This is a genomic window from Methylobacterium sp. GXF4 (genome assembly GCF_000272495.1).
GTDB lineage: Bacteria > Pseudomonadota > Alphaproteobacteria > Rhizobiales > Beijerinckiaceae > Methylobacterium > Methylobacterium brachiatum.
In genome coordinates this window covers 179705-196336 of sequence record NZ_AKFK01000061.1, presented here as the reverse complement: position 1 = coordinate 196336, position 16632 = coordinate 179705, and the positions used below count along the sequence as shown (strand labels likewise).

18 protein-coding genes and 2 pseudogenes are annotated in these 16632 nt (G+C 68.9%); 16 read left to right on the top strand and 4 right to left on the bottom strand.

Going from position 1 to position 16632, the window contains the following annotated elements; genetic code table 11:
- The first annotated feature begins 5 nt into the window (after positions 1-5).
- The 3 genes from WYO_RS15245 to WYO_RS30925 all read left to right on the top strand — a co-directional run bounded on the left by WYO_RS15245 (position 6) and on the right by WYO_RS30925 (position 3391).
- Positions 6-1484, top strand: coding sequence for an NADH-quinone oxidoreductase subunit M (locus WYO_RS15245; protein ID WP_007563986.1), 1479 nt, complete (start codon positions 6-8; stop codon positions 1482-1484).
- Positions 1485-1537: 53 nt separating this feature from the next.
- Positions 1538-2935, top strand: a complete 1398-nt coding sequence (locus tag WYO_RS15240) for an NADH-quinone oxidoreductase subunit N (protein ID WP_244424179.1) — start codon at positions 1538-1540, stop codon at positions 2933-2935.
- A gap of 114 nt (positions 2936-3049) precedes the next feature.
- A complete protein-coding gene (locus WYO_RS30925; protein WP_007563982.1) occupies positions 3050-3391 on the top strand; it encodes a hypothetical protein in 342 nt (113 codons plus the stop codon).
- 178 nt (positions 3392-3569) lie between these two features.
- On the opposite strand, the pseudogene WYO_RS32175 reads toward WYO_RS30925, so the two are convergent.
- Positions 3570-3721: pseudogene (locus WYO_RS32175) on the bottom strand (IS3 family transposase); the annotation flags it as partial.
- A gap of 190 nt (positions 3722-3911) precedes the next feature.
- Here WYO_RS32175 and WYO_RS15235 point away from each other — a divergent pair.
- From WYO_RS15235 to WYO_RS15190, 10 genes are all read left to right on the top strand, one after another.
- Positions 3912-4289: a hypothetical protein gene (locus WYO_RS15235; RefSeq protein WP_128755007.1), complete on the top strand. Its 378-nt coding sequence runs from the start codon at positions 3912-3914 to the stop codon at positions 4287-4289.
- A 176-nt stretch (positions 4290-4465) separates the two neighbouring features.
- Positions 4466-4897 carry a hypothetical protein gene (locus WYO_RS29920; RefSeq protein WP_007563981.1) on the top strand — a complete coding sequence of 144 codons (432 nt, stop codon included), beginning with the start codon at positions 4466-4468 and terminating at the stop codon, positions 4895-4897.
- Entirely contained in the window at positions 4897-6498 is a 1602-nt protein-coding gene (locus WYO_RS15225) for a TolC family protein (RefSeq protein WP_047170831.1), read from the top strand. The genes WYO_RS29920 and WYO_RS15225 overlap by 1 nt, the downstream gene beginning before the upstream one ends.
- Before the next feature lie 49 nt (positions 6499-6547).
- Positions 6548-7966 carry a copper oxidase gene (locus WYO_RS15220; protein WP_007563977.1) on the top strand — a complete coding sequence of 473 codons (1419 nt, stop codon included), beginning with the start codon at positions 6548-6550 and terminating at the stop codon, positions 7964-7966.
- 163 nt (positions 7967-8129) lie between these two features.
- Complete coding sequence (locus WYO_RS15215) at positions 8130-8420, top strand: copper-binding protein (protein ID WP_007563975.1); 291 nt, start codon at positions 8130-8132, stop codon at positions 8418-8420.
- Between the two features lie 75 nt (positions 8421-8495).
- Positions 8496-9206, top strand: coding sequence for a copper-binding protein (locus WYO_RS15210; protein WP_007563973.1), 711 nt, complete (start codon positions 8496-8498; stop codon positions 9204-9206).
- Positions 9206-9916: a transglycosylase SLT domain-containing protein gene (locus WYO_RS15205; RefSeq protein WP_007563971.1), complete on the top strand. Its 711-nt coding sequence runs from the start codon at positions 9206-9208 to the stop codon at positions 9914-9916. Before WYO_RS15210 ends, WYO_RS15205 begins: the two co-directional genes overlap by 1 nt.
- Positions 9917-10037: 121 nt before the next feature.
- Positions 10038-10835: a GNAT family protein gene (locus WYO_RS15200; RefSeq protein ID WP_007563967.1), complete on the top strand. Its 798-nt coding sequence runs from the start codon at positions 10038-10040 to the stop codon at positions 10833-10835.
- 66 nt (positions 10836-10901) lie between these two features.
- Positions 10902-12206, top strand: a complete 1305-nt coding sequence (locus WYO_RS15195; RefSeq protein WP_007563965.1) for a hypothetical protein — start codon at positions 10902-10904, stop codon at positions 12204-12206.
- A 201-nt stretch (positions 12207-12407) separates the two neighbouring features.
- Entirely contained in the window at positions 12408-12809 is a 402-nt protein-coding gene (locus tag WYO_RS15190; protein ID WP_328505086.1) for a MerR family DNA-binding transcriptional regulator, read from the top strand.
- A 129-nt stretch (positions 12810-12938) separates the two neighbouring features.
- On the opposite strand, the gene WYO_RS29915 is transcribed toward WYO_RS15190, so the two are convergent.
- Positions 12939-13163, bottom strand: a complete 225-nt coding sequence (locus WYO_RS29915) for a GDCCVxC domain-containing (seleno)protein (protein ID WP_007563961.1) — start codon at positions 13161-13163, stop codon at positions 12939-12941.
- A complete protein-coding gene (locus WYO_RS15185) occupies positions 13163-13585 on the bottom strand; it encodes a hypothetical protein (protein ID WP_007563959.1) in 423 nt (140 codons plus the stop codon). Before WYO_RS15185 ends, WYO_RS29915 begins: the two co-directional genes overlap by 1 nt.
- Positions 13586-13702: 117 nt before the next feature.
- On the opposite strand from WYO_RS15185, the gene WYO_RS15180 reads away from it, so the two are divergent.
- The gene (locus WYO_RS15180; protein ID WP_306423998.1) at positions 13703-14080 is read left to right on the top strand and encodes a helix-turn-helix domain-containing protein; all 378 of its coding nucleotides are present in this window, start codon (positions 13703-13705) and stop codon (positions 14078-14080) included.
- Positions 14081-14225: 145 nt separating this feature from the next.
- Here WYO_RS15180 and WYO_RS15175 read toward each other — a convergent pair whose 3' ends face one another.
- Positions 14226-14771, bottom strand: coding sequence for a helix-turn-helix domain-containing protein (locus WYO_RS15175; RefSeq protein ID WP_007563954.1), 546 nt, complete (start codon positions 14769-14771; stop codon positions 14226-14228).
- Positions 14772-14949: 178 nt separating this feature from the next.
- Here WYO_RS15175 and WYO_RS15170 point away from each other — a divergent pair.
- Together WYO_RS15170 and WYO_RS15165 are read left to right on the top strand one after the other, a co-directional pair.
- Positions 14950-15594 (top strand): annotated as a pseudogene (locus tag WYO_RS15170) (cation transporter); the annotation flags it as partial.
- 47 nt (positions 15595-15641) lie between these two features.
- Positions 15642-16628 carry a cation diffusion facilitator family transporter gene (locus WYO_RS15165; protein WP_007563951.1) on the top strand — a complete coding sequence of 329 codons (987 nt, stop codon included), beginning with the start codon at positions 15642-15644 and terminating at the stop codon, positions 16626-16628.
- Positions 16629-16632 lie beyond the last annotated feature (4 nt).

Sequence of the window (16632 nt, the reverse complement as noted above, 5' to 3'; positions counted from 1 at the left end):
GCCCGATGCTGACCCTAACGATCTTCCTGCCGCTGCTCACGGGTCTCGCCGTGCTGGCGCTGCCACGCCACCGGCCGGACCTCGTCCGCTACATCGCGCTCGCGGGCTCCGTGCTGACCCTGGGGGCGGCGCTGATCCTCTGGGCCGGCTTCGATCTGGGCGCTGGCGGTCTGCAATGGCGGATGACACTCCCGTGGATCCCATCGGTCGGAGCGAGCTACGACGTCGGCGTCGGCGGTCTCTCCCTGGCGCTGATCCTGCTCACCGCCATTCTGCTCACGGTGGTGATGGCCTACGTGCTGGGTGAGCACGACCGGGCGCATGGCCACGCCTTCCTCTTCCTCCTGCTCGCGACCGGACTGATCGGCCTGTTCGCGGCGCAGGACCTGCTGCTGTTCTACCTGTTTTTCGAGGTCGGCCTCGTGCCGATGTACTTTATCGTCGGCATCTGGGGCGGGGAAGGGAGGCGCTACGCGGCGCTCAAGTTCTTCCTCTACACACGCGCTGGAAGCCTCACCATGCTGCTCGGCTTCCTCGCCCTCTACCTCGCCATGGAGCCGCACAGCTTCTCACTGCCAGCCATCGTCCAAGCGAGGCCGCTCGACCGGGCGCCACTCGCTGGCGGTCTCGTCTTCCTCGCGCTCCTCGTCGGCTTCGGGGTCAAGCTCCCGATCGTGCCACTGCACAACTGGCTGCCCGATGCCCACGTCGAGGCGCCGACCGAGGGTAGTGTCGTACTGGCCGGCCTTCAGCTCAAGATGGGCGGCTACGGCATGCTCGCCGTGCTGCTGCCGACTCTGCCGGAGACCGTCGCCCGGTTCGGTTGGGGTCTGGTCGCCTTGGCCCTGGCGTCGCTCCTCTACGGTGCGCTGGCGGCGCTGGCACAGTCCGACATGAAGCGGCTCGTCGCGTACACGTCTGTCAACCACATGGGCTTCGTCACGCTCGGCGTCGCAGTGGCGGCGCTGGCCGAGAACGAGGGGGTGCGCCGGCTGGCACTCAACGGTGCCGCCGTGCAGATGGTCAGTCACGGCTTCCTGACCGGCGGCATGTTCCTGATGGTTGGCATGCTCCAGCATCGCACCGGCACGCGTGATCTCGACCGGTTTGGCGGCCTGATCAGCGCAATGCCGGCCTTCAGCGGTCTGTTCGGCCTACTCGCCTTCGGCTCTCTCGGACTTCCGGGTCTGTCCGGCTTCATCGCCGAATTCCAGGCCATCGGCGCCGCCCTGCAGCTCTCCGCCTGGGTCGCCGCCCTCGCCGTGCTCGCTCTCGTCGTGACGACGGCGGTCTACCTCCGGCTGATGACCGGGCTGCTGATGGGGCGGGCGCCACCGAACGCACCGGCGCTTGCACCTTTGACGGCGAGAGAGGCCGGGGTGGTAGGCGCGCTCGCGGCCCTGTCGCTCGGCGTCGGGATCCTGCCCGCCGTCCTCGTCGCGCTGCTCGACGGCACCACCGCCGCGTTGGCGCACTTTCCATGACCGGTGGGCAGACGATGGGTGGCTGCATGGATCTCGGCGCTGTCGCGCCCGAGATGGCCCTGGCCGGGACCGCCCTTGCCCTGGTCCCGGTAGCCGGCTGGGTCCGGGGTCGGTGGCGCCGCCTGCCGGCCGCCATCGCGCTTCTCGCCCTCCTCGTCGCGATGGGCCTGACCGCGCCGATGTTGACGGCCCCGCCGCGAGAGGCCTTTTGCAGCACTTACGCGGTCGACCCTTTCCGGGGCTTCTACCAGCTGGTCATCGAGGTCGGCGCTCTGCTGAGCCTGCTGTCGCTCGCACCCTACTTCCGCGCGCACGAGCAGGAGCCGCAATACCCGGTCGCGCTCCTCATGGCGACCGTCGGCGGCATGGGGCTCACGGCGGCCACGGACCTCGGTCTGATCGTCCTGTTTCTACAGATGGTGAGCTTCCCATCCTACCTGCTCGTCCTGCTCGTGCGGAGCGACAAGCCGGCCCAAGAGGCGACGCTCAAGTATTTCCTCTACGGCGCCGCCGCGCTGGCGGTGATGGCCTACGGCCTCACTTTCCTGTTCGGCCTCACAGGAAGCCTGAACCTACGCGCCATCGGGGTGGCACTGGCCGGCGCTGACCGGGCCTGGGTCGCGCTGGCCTTCGGCTTGGTCATCGTCGGCTACGGCTTCGAGATGACGCTCGTGCCCTTCCACGTCTGGGCTCCCGACGTGTTCCAGGGGGGGACCGCCCCGGTCTCCGGCTTCGTCTCAGTCGTGCCGAAGGTGGCCGCCTTCGCTGGCCTCCTCCGTTTCCTACTGGAGGCGATGCCGAACGGCCTCGCGGCCTGGCCGACCGTGCTCGCGCTGATGTCCGCCGCCACGATGACCTTCGGTAACCTGGTGGCGCTCCGACAAACAAACCTCAAGCGCCTGCTGGCCTATTCGAGCATCGCCCAGGCCGGCTACATGCTGATGGCGGTGGCGGTTGCCGGGCAGGTCCCCGAGGCCCTGCCGGCCATCGGCTACTATCTCGTGGCTTATCTCCTGATGAACCTCGCAGCGTTCGCAGTGGTCGCCCAAGTCGAGCGCATGTTCGGTAGCGACAGCCTCACGGTCGTGCGCGGCTTCGGGCGGCGTGCACCCTGGTCGGCGGCGGCCTTCACGCTTGCGCTTCTCTCGCTGGCCGGCGTTCCGCCGTTGGCGGGCTTTGCCGGTAAGGTCTTTCTTCTCTTGGCCACCATCGATGGTGGCTTGATCTGGCTCGCCGTGCTGGCGGCAGCCAACATGGCGTTAGCGCTCTACTACTATGTCGCTGTCATCGCGGAGATGTATTTCCGTCGGCCCGAGCATTCTGAGCCGGCAGCCTCCGGCGCCGGCTATATTTGGCCGATCGGCTTGTGCACAGCGGGAACATTAGCCTCCGGCATCATACCAGGTTTGGTGGACAAACTAGCGCATTTCGGCTCAATCCTGCTTCGATAGCCGGGTAAGAAATACACCGTGGTTGCGCACTCTGCGTGCGGCGACGGCTTCGTCGATTGGGGAACGACATACGGTTGGAGTACGGATATCCGACAAACAGTTCAGGGAACGCTCATGGCCATCCTGAAGGTCTATTTTGATATCTTGATGGACGACACGGTTCTGTCCCAATCAGTTCAGAGCCGATTTATCGAGGAACTGCGCCGCGGCCGCAGGGGACACCAGATCAAGTTCGAAGACACTTTATGCTATTTGAGTACGCCGGAAGATATCCATGCGCTCGCAAACCGGCTGATCGGCGCAGACATCCTGAGACTTGACAGAGACGGATTGGTGATAATTTCCGAACGTTCCAGGAAAATGTGCGTGTGGGGCGTTTGCGATATGGCAGTAATTCAGTCCTATTCAACATACGAACGCGTAAATATTCTTAATCCTTCTTTCGTTGAAGGCTAAGTTGGCTCGGCCGTTGCCGGCGCTCGGCCGGTCCGGCCGCAGGCTGAGCCAGCACGCTCGGATGGGGGGCGCGTACCCGCCGGTCAGCAGCACGTCTGGATGGTTAAGCAGACCCCTTGGGAGGACGCGCGCGTAGCGCCTCGGTCGGTGAGGCCCCGGCAAGGAGCCTACGCGGCGAGGCCGCGGGAGACCGCGCTGGGCGCACAGCGGCGGGCGACGGGAAGCCGAGCCGCTCGACGGGCGGGGTGGCGTTGTCGATCTCCCGGAAGGCCAGGAGCGCGTGGCGCAAGGCTCCAGCCTGTCGAAACTCTCCACCCAGAGCAGGTTCTTCCAGGATTACAGTTACCGGAAAAGCCCGCATGGTTCGGTCTGACGCCGATGCCGCTGCCTGACAAATGTTTGTGGCAAGAAGCCAACACCGCGGCCGTTTTACCGTGCGGCGCCCGTCAATGGCTTGTTAATGGGTGTGGCACGTGGAACCGTGACGGGCGTCAAAGGGATGCGTCCGATCTTGCGGCCGTTGCACACCATCGTTGTCCTCCTGCTGGCTGCCGCAGCCCTGCTGCTGGCGGTCGAGCCGGGCGCCGTCGCCGGCTCCCGGGCCCTGGCTTCCGGGATCGGACACGCGCGGCCCGTGATGACGCCTCTGGCCATGGCCGAGATCGGCACGGCGCAGACCGATGCCGTGCCCTGCAGCCATGCCCGGGCCGGCCGCGGATCTGATCATAGACCGCACCTGCCCTGCTGCAGTGTGCCTGCCCCGCACACGCTGTCCTCTGAGCAGGAAGCGGTCCTGGTGCGGGACGCCCAGCGGGTCGATCCTGTCCGGTCCGCAGCCGATCCAGAAGTGCCAGCAGCGCACCTGCGCGGGATTGAGCGGCCGCCAAAACAGGGGTGAGCTGGCACTGTCTCTGACGCGACCCTCGGCTCTGTCGAGGACCGAGGCCTCCGGCTTTTCCGCGCTCAGAGCGCCTGCCCCCTATTGCTGCGCGCCCCTCAGGCTTCCGATCGGCCCGCGGCAGACGATCCAGGCTCCCGGACGGGCGATCCACCAGATGGATCGAGGACAAACCCATGCGAACCTTTCATCTCTGTATGCTGATCGGGGCGACCTCGCTCGCGGCCTGCAGCCCGCCCGCCTACCTGCTGCGGCCCGCCGATCCGAACCTGCAGGTGCGAGCGCCGCGCTACACCAATGTCGTGGCGGGCGTGAAGCGCTTCGATGTCGTCGATCCGAAGGACTGGCGCGAACTCAACCGCGCGGTCGCACCGAAGCCGGGTGAAGGCGGCATGGGGGGAATGCCCGGCATGGGGGGAATGCCCGGCATGGACCCGTCCAAGATGCCGGGCATGAACGGCAAGTCGAACGGCAAGTCGGGCCAGGGCGACATGAAGGATATGCCCGGCATGGGCAGATCCCAGGGCGGCGGCGGAAAGGATGACTCCGCCATGCCCGGGATGAACATGCCCGGCATGGGCGGCAAGCGCGACACGGGGGGGCGGTGATGACGGCCTGTTGTAACCTTTTCGCCCGGACCGCCGAACAAGCTCATGTGAGGCCCTCGACGACAGGGCTGCCTCGCCGAGGCTCCGTGGCGCAGGCTCCGGGGCTCAGGCACGACTTACGGATATTGACCACTCTGGCCAGCGTTGGACTCCTGCTCGGCGGTTGCGCCAGCTTCTCGCCGGACGGTGGCCTGTCCGTGGCCCGGAACTACGCCTCGCTCGAACTCAAGAAGGACATCGTCAAGGTCAGCGACGAGGTCGCCGCCCTCTCGGCCGAGGCCCGCGCCGAGCAACTGCTGCGTCGACCCCTGACGCCCGACAGCGCGGTCCAGATCGCCCTCCTGAAGAACCGGGGCCTGCAGGCGGCGTTCAGCGACCTCGGCGTGTCCGAGGCGCAGTTCGTCCAGGCCACGCTGCCGCCCGCCCCGCGGTTCACGCTCACGCAGTACGGGACAGGCTTCAACACCGACATCGAGCGCTCCGTGGTCGTCAGCCTGCTGGAACTGGCGACGCTGCCGGTGCGCGCCGAGATCGCCCGCGAGCGCTTCCGGGCCGACCAGTACCGCGCGGCCGAGCAGGTGCTGCGCCTCGCCGGTGAGGCGCGGCGCCAGTTCTACCGGACCGTGTCGGCCAACCAATCGACAGCCTACCTGGAGCAGGCCTCGGCCAGCGCCGAGTCGGCCTCGACGCTGGCCACGCAGCTGGGCGAGACGGGGGCGCTGAACAAGCTGGAGCAGGCGCGCGAGCACGCCTTCTACAGCGAGCTCGGGGCACAGCTCGCCAAGGCGCGGGTGCTGCAGCGGGTCGAGCGCGAGCGGCTGATCCGTCTGCTCGGGCTCTGGGGGCGCGAGATCGACTTCAAGCTCCCGAACGGCCTGCCGGCGCTGCCCGGCCGCTTGGTCGCCGGTGCGCAGATCGAGGCGGAGGCGATCAAGAAGCGCACCGACGTGCAGGCGGCCCGCTTCGAGCTGCAGTCGCTCATCGGACAGTTCGGTCTGAACCAGGCCAGCGGCTTCGTCAGCCTCTTCGATGTGGGCTTCACCAACCAGTACACACGGTCGCGGACGTCCGCGGGCGGGGGCGGGGGCGAGGGTGGTCTCGGCCCGAAGGTCGATAAGAGCAGCCTGAACGGGTTTTCGGCGGACCTAACGATCCCCATCTACGACTTCGGCACGACGGCGATCCGGGGCGCCAAGGAGGCCTATCTGGGGGCGGCCCACCGCTTGGCCGAGCGCGCCGTCAACGCTCGCTCGGAGGTGCGCGAGGCGTATCAGCGCTACCGCGGGCAGTACGACATCACCAGGCACTACCAGGGCAGCGTCCTGCCCCTGCGCAAGACGATCCAGGACCAGGCGCTGCTCCAGTACAGCGGCATGCTCATCGACGTGACGACGCTGATCGTCGATGCCCGGGCTCGGATCCTGAGCAACATCCAGGCGATCGAGGCGCAGCGCGACTTCTGGATCGCGGCGACCGACCTCAAGGCCGCGGTTGTGGGCGGGGGCTTCTCGGGCGGCAACTTCGGTGGCGAGAGTGCGGGTGTCGATGCGGTCGCGGGCGGGGGCGGTGCGACCTTGGCGGCAGCGACCCCTGGAGGCTGACAGCGCGACCGGCGCGATCCGGTCGGGACATGAGACGAGGACAGCGACGATGACCGATCTATCGCGCAGAGGCATCCTGGGAGCCGGCGGGCTGATCCTCGCCGGCACCTCCATGATCAGCGGACGCGTGCAGGCCGCGGGCCTGCCGGAGGCCCCGATCATGGACAAGGCGACCATGCAGCCGCCGCTCTATCCGACGAGCGGCCCGGACTACCAGCCGGTGGTCACGCTCAACGGCTGGACGCTGCCCTGGCGCATGCGCGGGGACTGGAAGGAGTTCCACCTCGTCGCCGAGCCGGTCGTGCGCGAGATGGCGCCCGGCATGAACGCGCGGCTCTGGGGATACAACGGCCAGTCGCCGGGACCGACCATCGAGGCGGTCGAGGGCGACAAGGTCCGCATCTTCGTCACCAACCGCCTGCCGGAGGCGACCGCCGTGCACTGGCACGGGCAGACGCTGCCCAACGGCATGGACGGGGTCGCCGGCCTGACCCAACCCGGCATCCCGCCGGGCAAGACGTTCGTCTACGAGTTCATCCTCCGGCGCTCCGGCACCTTCATGTACCACCCGCACTCGGACGAGATGGTCCAGATGGCGATGGGCATGATGGGCTTCTTCGTCGTGCATCCGCGCGACCCCGCCGAGCGGCGGGTCGACCGCGACTTCGTCTGGCTGCTGAACGCCTACGACATCGAGGCCGGGTCCTATGTGCCCAAGGTCAACACGATGCTCAACATGAACATGTGGTGCTTCAACAGCCGGGTGTGGCCGGGCATCGATCCGATGGTCGCGCGCCAGGGCGACAAGGTCCGGATGCGCTTCGGCAACCTGACCATGACCAACCACCCGATCCACGTCCACGGCGTCGACTTCAAGGTCACCGGCACGGACGGCGGCTGGATCAACGAAAACTATCAGTTGCCGGAGGTGTCGGTCGACGTCGCGGTCGGGCAGATGCGGGCCATCGAGTTCAACGCCGACAACCCGGGCGACTGGGCGATCCACTGCCACAAGTCGCACCACACCATGAACGCCATGGGCCACAACGTGCGGACCTACATCGGCGTGAACCTGAAGAGCACGGCCAAGCAGATCCAGAAGATCGCCCCAGGTTACATGCCGATGGGTTCGACGGGCGGTGGCATGATGTCCGAGATGGAGATGCCGCTGCCCGAGAACACGCTGCCCATGATGACCGGCGCGGGCCCGTTCGGGTCGGTCGAGATGGGCGGGATGTTCACGGTCCTGAAGGTCCGTCCGGGACTGGCGGCCGGCGATTACCGCGACCCCGGTTGGTACAGGCATCCGGAAGGCACCCTCGCATACGAGTGGACCGGCGAGCCGATGCCGGAGCCGGCCCGCGCCCCGGACACCCCGAAGGCCCGGCGCGCCCGGCAGACCGACCTGCGGGTCGTCGATCCGCGGACGCGCCGCACGGCCTCGAACGCGGGCGGCCACGAGCACTAGGCGGACGCCCACAACGCGCCAGACGGCCTGCCGGAATCGCCACGAGCGAGGCAGGCGAACCCGTTCGGAACGGGAGCGATCCCGTCCGAAGTCCGCCGCGCCGGTCGCCGATCCCCTCAACGGCGCCGGCGTGGCGGTTCAATCGACCTGAGGAGAAGAAACCATGAGAAGCAAGTTCCCGCTCGCCGTCCTTTCGGCGGCCTTCCTGGCGATCGCGGCGCCTGCATGGGCGCAGTCCGTGAAGGGGACGGTGACGAAGGTAGACCCGGCCGCGGGCAAGGTCACGCTCGACCACGCGGCGATCCCGAAGCTCGACATGGATGCGATGACGATGGCGTACCCCGTCAAGGATCCCGCGATGCTCAAGGATCTGAAGGCCGGCGACAAGGTCGATTTCGACGTCGCGGAGGCCGGCGGCGCGTACACCGTCACGAAGATCCAGAAGACGAAGTAGCGCCCTGGAGGGAAGCCCCGTGCGGCTTCCGCCCGGTCCCGCGCGAGGGCTTCGGAGCCCTGAGATGGAGCAACCATGCGACGCCTGATCCTGTCCACCGCGCTCGCGGCCGCGCTCGTCGGCCCGATCCCGCAGCACGCCGGCGCGCAGCCCGCCAAGGGCGCGCCCGCAGCCCTGGAGCGGGCGCGCGAAACGATGTCGAACCGTTTCCGGGACACGAAGCTGACCGGCGACCCGGACCGGGACTTCGCGGAGCTGCTGATCGCCAGCTACGAGGAGACGTTGTTCCTGGCCAAGACGCAGCTCGACTACGGCGGAGACCGGCAGCTGCGCGAGCTCGCGCAGAAGATCCAGGACGAGCAGCAGGCCAAGATCGACGCCCTGAAGCAGTGGCAGGTCCGCAGCCGCGAGGCCGGCTACCGGCCGCAGCCGAACCAGACGCCGTCGGGCGAGGGACCGTTGGACCGTCGAGCGAAGGGCGACCCGGCCCAGGGTCAGCCGGAAACGCCCCCCGCGGAGAAGGCGGCCCCGCAGCCGGCTCCGCAGGCGACGCCGTCGAACGCCCCGCTCGTCGCCGGAACCGTCAAGAAGGTCGACGACGCCGCGGGCAAGGTGACCCTCGACCACGAGACCATCCCGAACATCGGGATGGACGCGATGACGATGGCCTACAAGGTCCAGGACCCGGCCATGCTCAAGGGCCTGAGGCCCGGCGAGCGGGTGCGGTTCTCGGCCGACCGCGTGAACGGTTCGATCGCCGTCACCCGCATCCAGAAAGCCAAGTAGTGGGATACGGCCGGAACGTCCCACGCCCGGCGGCACCTCGCGCCCTGGGCGTCCTCCTCGGCCTCGCCGCCGTTGCCGGCGCCGGGGCGGCCGCGGCGGAGGGCACCACGGGACCATCCGCGACGGCCACGGCCCCCGGGAACGCCAAGGCCCGCGGTCGCACCGCCTATGGCGAACTCCTCATGCGGGAGGCGACGGCACGCGGGGTCCCGCCCGCGCTCGCCGAGGCGGTCGCGTTCGTCGAGAGCGGCTACGACGCCGGGGCGGTCGGAACGGTCGGCGAACTCGGGTTGATGCAGGTCCGGCCGGCCACGGCGGCGATGCTCGGTCATCGCGGGCCGGCCGCGGAACTTCTCGACCCTGCCACGAACATCCGCTTCGGCGTCGCCTACCTCGCACGGGCCTGGAGCCTCGCGGGCGGCGATGTCTGCCGTGCCCTGGCCAAGTATCGTGCCGGCCACGGCGAGGAGCGCATGACGCCGCACTCCGTCGATTACTGCCGGCGCGCCCACGACCGGCTGGCCGCCATGGGGTCGCCGCTCGCGGCGGTCGCGGCGACGGCCGGTCCCGGCATCCCGCGGACATCCGCATCGAAAACCCGCGCGGCGCCGACGGCCGTCATGTTCCTCGCGAACCGGTTCTGGGCCGCGCACGTCGCGCGCGTCCGGGCCGTCGAGATCCGGACCGCCCGGATCATGGAGGGCGGCTGATGCGGCCCGAATGGGCGGCGCTCCCGCCGCTCCCCTGGGTGCGCCGGAAGGCGCCGGTCACCCGTGCGCGTCGACGCATGGCCGCCCTGGTGCGCCGGCGGCGAATGGAGGGAGGCTCGGCATGACGTTCAAGCCTTACCCGCACGCGCGCGGCGACGGCTCCCTCGGCGATGGCTTGGCGATGCTGCGCGCCAGGGTGGCCCGGCGCATCGCCCTGGGCCCCTACTCCAGGCGGGTCTCGATAGGTTTTGGGCGGAACCTGTCGGTCGCCATCGAACCGCCGGTCGCCAAAATCCCGGTGCGATTGCGCGACTTCCGGCCGGACGACCTCGCGGCCCTCTTCCCCTCCGGCGGCGACGAGGCGGCGAAACGCGAACGCGATGACGTCGAGTGGCGATTGCGTGCCGCCGCGCACGGCGTCCTGCCGAGCCGCTGCTACGTGCTCGAAGAGGTCAGGTCGGGCCGCCCGTGCCACGTCCAGTGGCTCACCGACCCGGGTTACGGCGACGCGGTCCGTCGGTCCGGGGCCCTGCCGGTTCTGGCAGCCGACGAGGCCATGCTGGAGAACGCCTTCACGCCGAAGGGCTTCCGCGGCCTGGGCGTCATGGCCGCCGCCGTGTACCTGATCGCCGAACGCGCCCGGTCACTGGGCAAGGGACACTTGGTGGCCTTCGTCGACGCCGACAACGCCGCCTCCCTCAAGGCGGTCGAACGGGCGGGCTTCAGACCCTGTTCGATCCGCACGAGACGCCAGTTCGCCTTCGGGACGTTCCGAACCGTCCGATTCGAACCGCGGGCGGGGGCCGTGGGTCGCGGCGCGCGCGCCACGCCGCGGGACGAGGGCTACGGCGCTCACCCAGGGGACGGCATCCAGTCGGAGGTGGACGCACGAGAGGCGGAGCCGCCGGATGCCGACTGAGCCCATCAATCACGCCGGGCCGCGAAGCGCGCCCTCCCCTCCCGGACATTCGGACCGATCCGCCCCGTGACGGCAATCGAAGCCATCCACGCACTCGCCCACAGGCTCACGGGCCTCGACTACCCACACGGCCACTGGTGGATCGTCGCCGATGCCCTCCTCGTCTTCGTCGTGGCGCCTGTGTGGACCGCGTGGCTCGTCGGCCGCGCCGCGCTGCGCCGCCGTCGGCGGACGGCGGATGCTGTCGCCGCGGCGGGAGCCACCGATGCCCTGCGGGACGCCCCGTCCCGTGGCCGTCGGCATCGCGGCTTCGCGCTCCGGCCGGGACGGCGCCTGGAGGCATACGTCCTGGGTGCCACGGCGGGCATCCAGGTCCGCTTGGTCTTCCTGTCTCTCGCCACGCTGCCGGCCGCATGGCTGACCCTTGAGATACCCAAGCACATCGTCAACCACACGCTCGACGACGCGCGGGGCGACGGGCATCCCGGCATGACGTTCCTGGGACTCCCCCTCGGCCGCACGGAACTCCTGTTCGCCCTGTGCGCCGGCTACCTCGCCGTCCTCACCGTGAACGGCCTCCTGAAGTACGCGGCGAACCGGGTCCGCGGACGCGTCAACGAGCGGGTCGTGCGACGCCTGCGCCTGGCCGTCCTGCGGCGCGTGCGGACGGAGCGCTCGGTCGAACGCCGCACGACGCTCTCCGCCGTGGCGGTCCAGGAAGTCGAGCCCATCGGCTACTTCGGCGGCAGCCTCGTCGCGGTCCCCATCGTGCAGGGGGGCGTGCTGGTCACGAGCGTCGCCTTCCTCCTGCTCCAGGACGTCGCCCTTGCCTTCGCCGCGCTGATCATGCTGCCGGTGCAGCTTACGGTCCTGCCGCGCCTCCAAAGGCGTCTGAACGCGAAGGTCCGGCAGCGCGTCCTCGCCACGCGGACGCTGGGCGCCCTCGTCACCACGCCCGAGGTCGCCGGGCGTCCGGGCCTCGCCCCTTCCGCGGCGGAGCGCGATGCATCCGCCTCGTCGTTGCGGCGCCACATGGCGCACGTCGAGGAGCTTGAGCGGCTCCGCGTCGCCATCAACGACATGAAGGGCGGCATCAAGAGCCTGTACAATTACACGTCCAACCTCACGCCGTTCTTCTTCTTCCTGATCGGCGGCTATCTCGTCGTGCAAGGCCGCCTCACGCTCGGCGCCCTGGTGGCGGCGCTCGCGGCCTACAAGGAGATCGCGCCCGCCCTCAGGGAGCTGTTCGATTTCGCCCAGGATTGGTCGGACGCGGCGGCGCGCTTCGCCGAGGTCACGCGGGCCGTCGACCTTCCGGCTGCCGTTCAGCCAGGCATCACGAGGTCGGTTTCGGCACGGGAGGCGGCCTAGCCGACGGGCGCCCAACCTGTGCCGTTCCCCGACCGCGGCCTCCCCCCGCTCCGCCTCCCGGGGCCCGCACCATACGAGGTCCTGGCGCGGCCGCCCCCGGTAGCGAAGGCGACCGCGGCCCTCGGGGCTCCACCGTCGGTGCTTCCGGCCACGGCGACGTCGCGTGCCCTAAGGCCGTCCGGCGCGGCTCGGCCGGCGGCGATGCGAGCACGCTCCGGATCACGCCGGCGTTCGAGCCGAGCGAAGCGGTCGCGGGGCCGGGTCGGTCGCGGCGTCCAGACTCATCCGGGTGCGCCGACGTGCCTCGACGGAACTAGGAGTGGGGCGATGAGGATCGGGGAGGTGGCACGCGCCTGCGGGATCTCGCCCAAGATGATCCGCTACTACGTGCGGACGGGCCTGATCCCGACACCGACCCGGTCGGTGTCGGGCCTTCGGGTTTACGCCGAGGACGAGGTGCGCAGGCTGCGGTTCGTGCACGCGCGGCATCCGTCGATAGTCGCGCCGCCGCTGGCTGCCATGGGGCGCGCGTGCGCCACGTTCACAATCCTACGATTCTGGGCAGGTTTCTGGCTGCTGCGCCGGCAGTGTTTTTGTCCTTAGCGCGCCAGACTGGGACGCTTTGCATCAGGCGACCCGCACGGCGTTCGGATGGGTTTGCGCAAGCCGACCTCGGTTTTGGCGCAGCGCCGCTCACCGGGTGGGCGTGATGGAGCTAAACAGTATGGCTGCTCAGCCCTTGCAGCAGCTCGCCGGTTCATTTCGTTCCTGAGCTTCCTGGATCGGCGGGCACGGGACATCGCCGTACGAGCAGAATACACAGCAATCGCCCTTCTTCGGGCGGAGCAGAGTGCCGCAGCCAGGGCATTCGTAGAAGAACTGGCAGGCGTCGGTCGGCATCGTTTCCGAAGCCCGGTGCCCACAATGCGGACAGGTCAGGATCGAGATCAGCTTCATCAGGCTGTCCGTAGCATCTTGATCAGGGCGGGCTCAAAGTAGCTCCCGGCCGCAGCGGCGGCGATGAACAGCGTGGCGAGGCTGAGAAGCACCAGGGGGGCGGATGACCGACGCGGAGCTGGGCATGATCCATCCGGCCCGCAAGCAGCCCGTCGCCGCCGCGCGTAGAAGAACCAGCCGGCGATGACCGCCAGGACGCTGACGAGCATCAGCGGCGTGCGAAGAGAGGCGAGCACGCCGAGGACCGTGAAGACCCCAGCACCGATCCCGAGGCCGCCCAAGACTATGGGCAGCACGCAGCACGACGAGGCCGCCAGGGCACCGAGCCCCGTGATGGCGCCGAGCGCAGCGATGCTGCCAACGCTGACCGCGGCCGGTTCGTGGACGGGTCGTTCGGCAGGCGGTGTCTGATCGAGGGTCATGTCTCGTATCCATCGTGATCCTCGGCTACCCTGCATCCTGTAGCCACTACAGGATCAAGGGCGATCTTCATGGGTACGGCTAAGGGGGCGCGAAGCGGGGCCCTGACCATCGGTCAATTGTCGCTGCGGACCGGCGTCAACATCGAGAACATCCGGTACTTCGAGAAGGTCGGCCTACTCCCTTCGCCCCCGCGCACCGAGGGTGGCCATCGGTCCTACGGCGTCGAGCACGAGCGCACCCTGGCCTTCATCCGTCGCGGACGCGAACTTGGCTTCACGCCGAACGAGGTTCGGGCGCTGCTCGAACTGCGTCGGCCTGGTAAGGCAACCTGCCGCGAGGGACAGGGGATCGCGAGGCACCACCTTGACCGGGTGCGTGCGAAGATCGCGGACCTGTCAAGGCTCGAACGTCTCCTGGCCGAAACCATCGAGCAGTGCCCCGGTGGGGCGGCTCCTGGATGCCCGGTGCTCGATATGATCGACCCCGCCGAGTGAGCTTCGGAGCACCCATCCGACGCCTGCATCCTCGGTAGACCCAGAGGCCCCCACCGTCGGTCCGCTCCGGCCGCGAACCAGAGCGGTTACAGGAAGCGGTCCTGGCATTCGGTTGCTTCAAACCTCGAATGTTCGGAAGTCCCAATCACGGCTGAGCCCGGCCCTCCCGAAATATCATGTCGTCTTCCTGATCGAATGTCGACGACGATGCGCTCCGGGGCCGGGCTCCCTGCTTCGCTTCCGGCCTTGTGGGACGCCGGCTCCGGGTAGCGCGGTGGCCCTCATCCTCGCAGCAGGCATGGTCCGAGAGGACCTCGATGACACGGCACTCGCCGACCCGGCCTTGGCCGCACGCGTCGGTCATGCGGGCGAGCTCGCCCTTCAGGGCCATGAGCCGCTCGATGCGGCGCTCGACCTCGGCCATGTGACGCCGGGCGATCTTGTCGACCTCGGCGCAGGAGCGGTCGGGCTGGGCGGCCAGCGCCAGTAACTCACGGATGGCGTCCACCTCGAAGCCGAGCTCGCGCGCGTGGCGGATGAAGGCCAGGCGCTCGATGTCAGCCCGCCCATAGCGGCGGCGGCCGCCTTCCGTCCGCGGCGGCGGCGGCATCAAGTCGGCCGTCTCGTAGTAGCGGATGGTCGTGGCGAGCACGCCGGTACGCCGCGACAGCTCGCCTATCGACAGCTCCATTTTTCCGCTTGCTCCTCTAGTCGCTGGAGGAAGTAGGCAGTCGTCCACGACTTGGAAAGGAGGCGTCATGGCCAAGGAGTGCTGCGGCTCGACCGTTGGCTGTCAGGCATCGAGGGCGGAACGTGCGCATCCGGCGGCGCCGCCGCAGCTCGTCGCGGGGGGCGATTGCGGCACGGGGGATGCCTGCGGCTGCTCTGGGGGCGTGCCCGTCTTCGACGGGGTCGACCCGCGCTACAAGCGCGTGCTGTGGACGGTCATCGCCGTCAACGGCGCCATGTTCCTGACCGAGATGGCCGCCGGGCACCTTGCCGGCTCGCAGGCGCTCCAGGCCGACGCCCTCGACTTCCTGGGCGACACGGTCACCTACGGCCTGAGCCTCGCGGTCATCGGAGCGTCCCTCAGGGCTCGGGCCACGGCGGCGCTCGCCAAGGGGCTGTCCCTCAGCGTGATGGCAGTCTGGGTCTTTGGCTCGACTGCCTACCACGTCCTGGTGCTCGGGGTGCCCAAGGCCGAGGTCATGGGCGTCATCGGGCTGATGGCCCTGGCAGCCAACCTCGGCTCGGTACTGCTGCTGCGCCCCTACAAGGACGGCGACGCCAACGTGCGCTCGGTCTGGCTGTGCTCGCGCAACGACGCCATCGGCAACGTCGTGGTGATGGTGGCTGCGCTCGGTGTCTGGGGTTCCGCGTCGGCCTGGCCCGACCTCGCCGTCGCGGCGGTGATGGCCGGCATCTTCCTGACCTCGTCGGTGCAGATCCTGCGGCAGGCCGGGGCGGAGTATCGCGAAGGCGCCGTCACGACGCGAACCGCGGCGTCCGGATAAGGCGCGCACCGATCCGCGTACAGACCAAGACGGATACAGGGACGACCATGACATCACACGACGCACGCGCAGGACATGATCACGGATCGCATGACCACGACGGCGAGGCGGGTCACGACCATGCCGGGCATTCCCATGGGCCAGGGCACAGCCATGCCCCCGCAAGCTTCGGGACGGCATTCGCCATCGGCATCGCGCTCAACGTCGGCTTCGTGGCCGTCGAGGCGACCTACGGGGTCCTGGCGAACTCGGTGGCCCTGCTCGCCGATGCCGGCCACAACCTCTCGGACGTGCTCGGCCTCATCGTGGCCTGGATCGCGACGGTGCTGGCCAGGCGGGCCCCGAGCGCGCGGTTTACCTATGGGATGAAGGCCTCGTCGATCCTGGCGGCCCTTTTCAACGCCGTGTTCCTGCTGGTCGCCGTCGGCGCCATCGCGTGGGAGGCGATCCAGAGGTTCGGTGAGCCCGTCCCGGTCGCAGGCAAGACCGTGATGGTCGTGGCCGCAATCGGCATCCTGGTGAACGGCATCACCGCGTGGCTGTTCGCCTCCGGGGCCAAGGGCGACATCAACATCCGCGGGGCGTTCCTGCACATGGCGGCCGACGCCGCCGTCTCGGCCGGGGTGGTCATCGCCGGCCTCGTCATCCTCTACACCGGATGGACGTGGCTCGATCCGGTGGTGAGCCTCGCCATCGTGGCCGTCATCGTCTGGAGCACGTGGGGGCTCCTGCGAGACAGTCTTACGCTGTCCCTCGCCGCCGTCCCGCCGGGCATCGACCCGGTCGCCGTACGCCGCCACCTCGAAGGGCTGCCCGGCGTCGCGGCCCTGCACGACCTGCACATCTGGGCGATGAGCACCACGGACACCTGCCTCACGGCGCACCTCCTCATGCCCGGCGGCCGTCCCGACGACGCCTTCCTGATGGCGGCGGCCACCGGCATCAGGGAGCGGTTCGGCATCGGCCACACGACCCTCCAGGTGGAGACGAGCGAGGCCACCGCCTGCGCCCTGGCTCCGGACCACGTGGTCTGAGCGC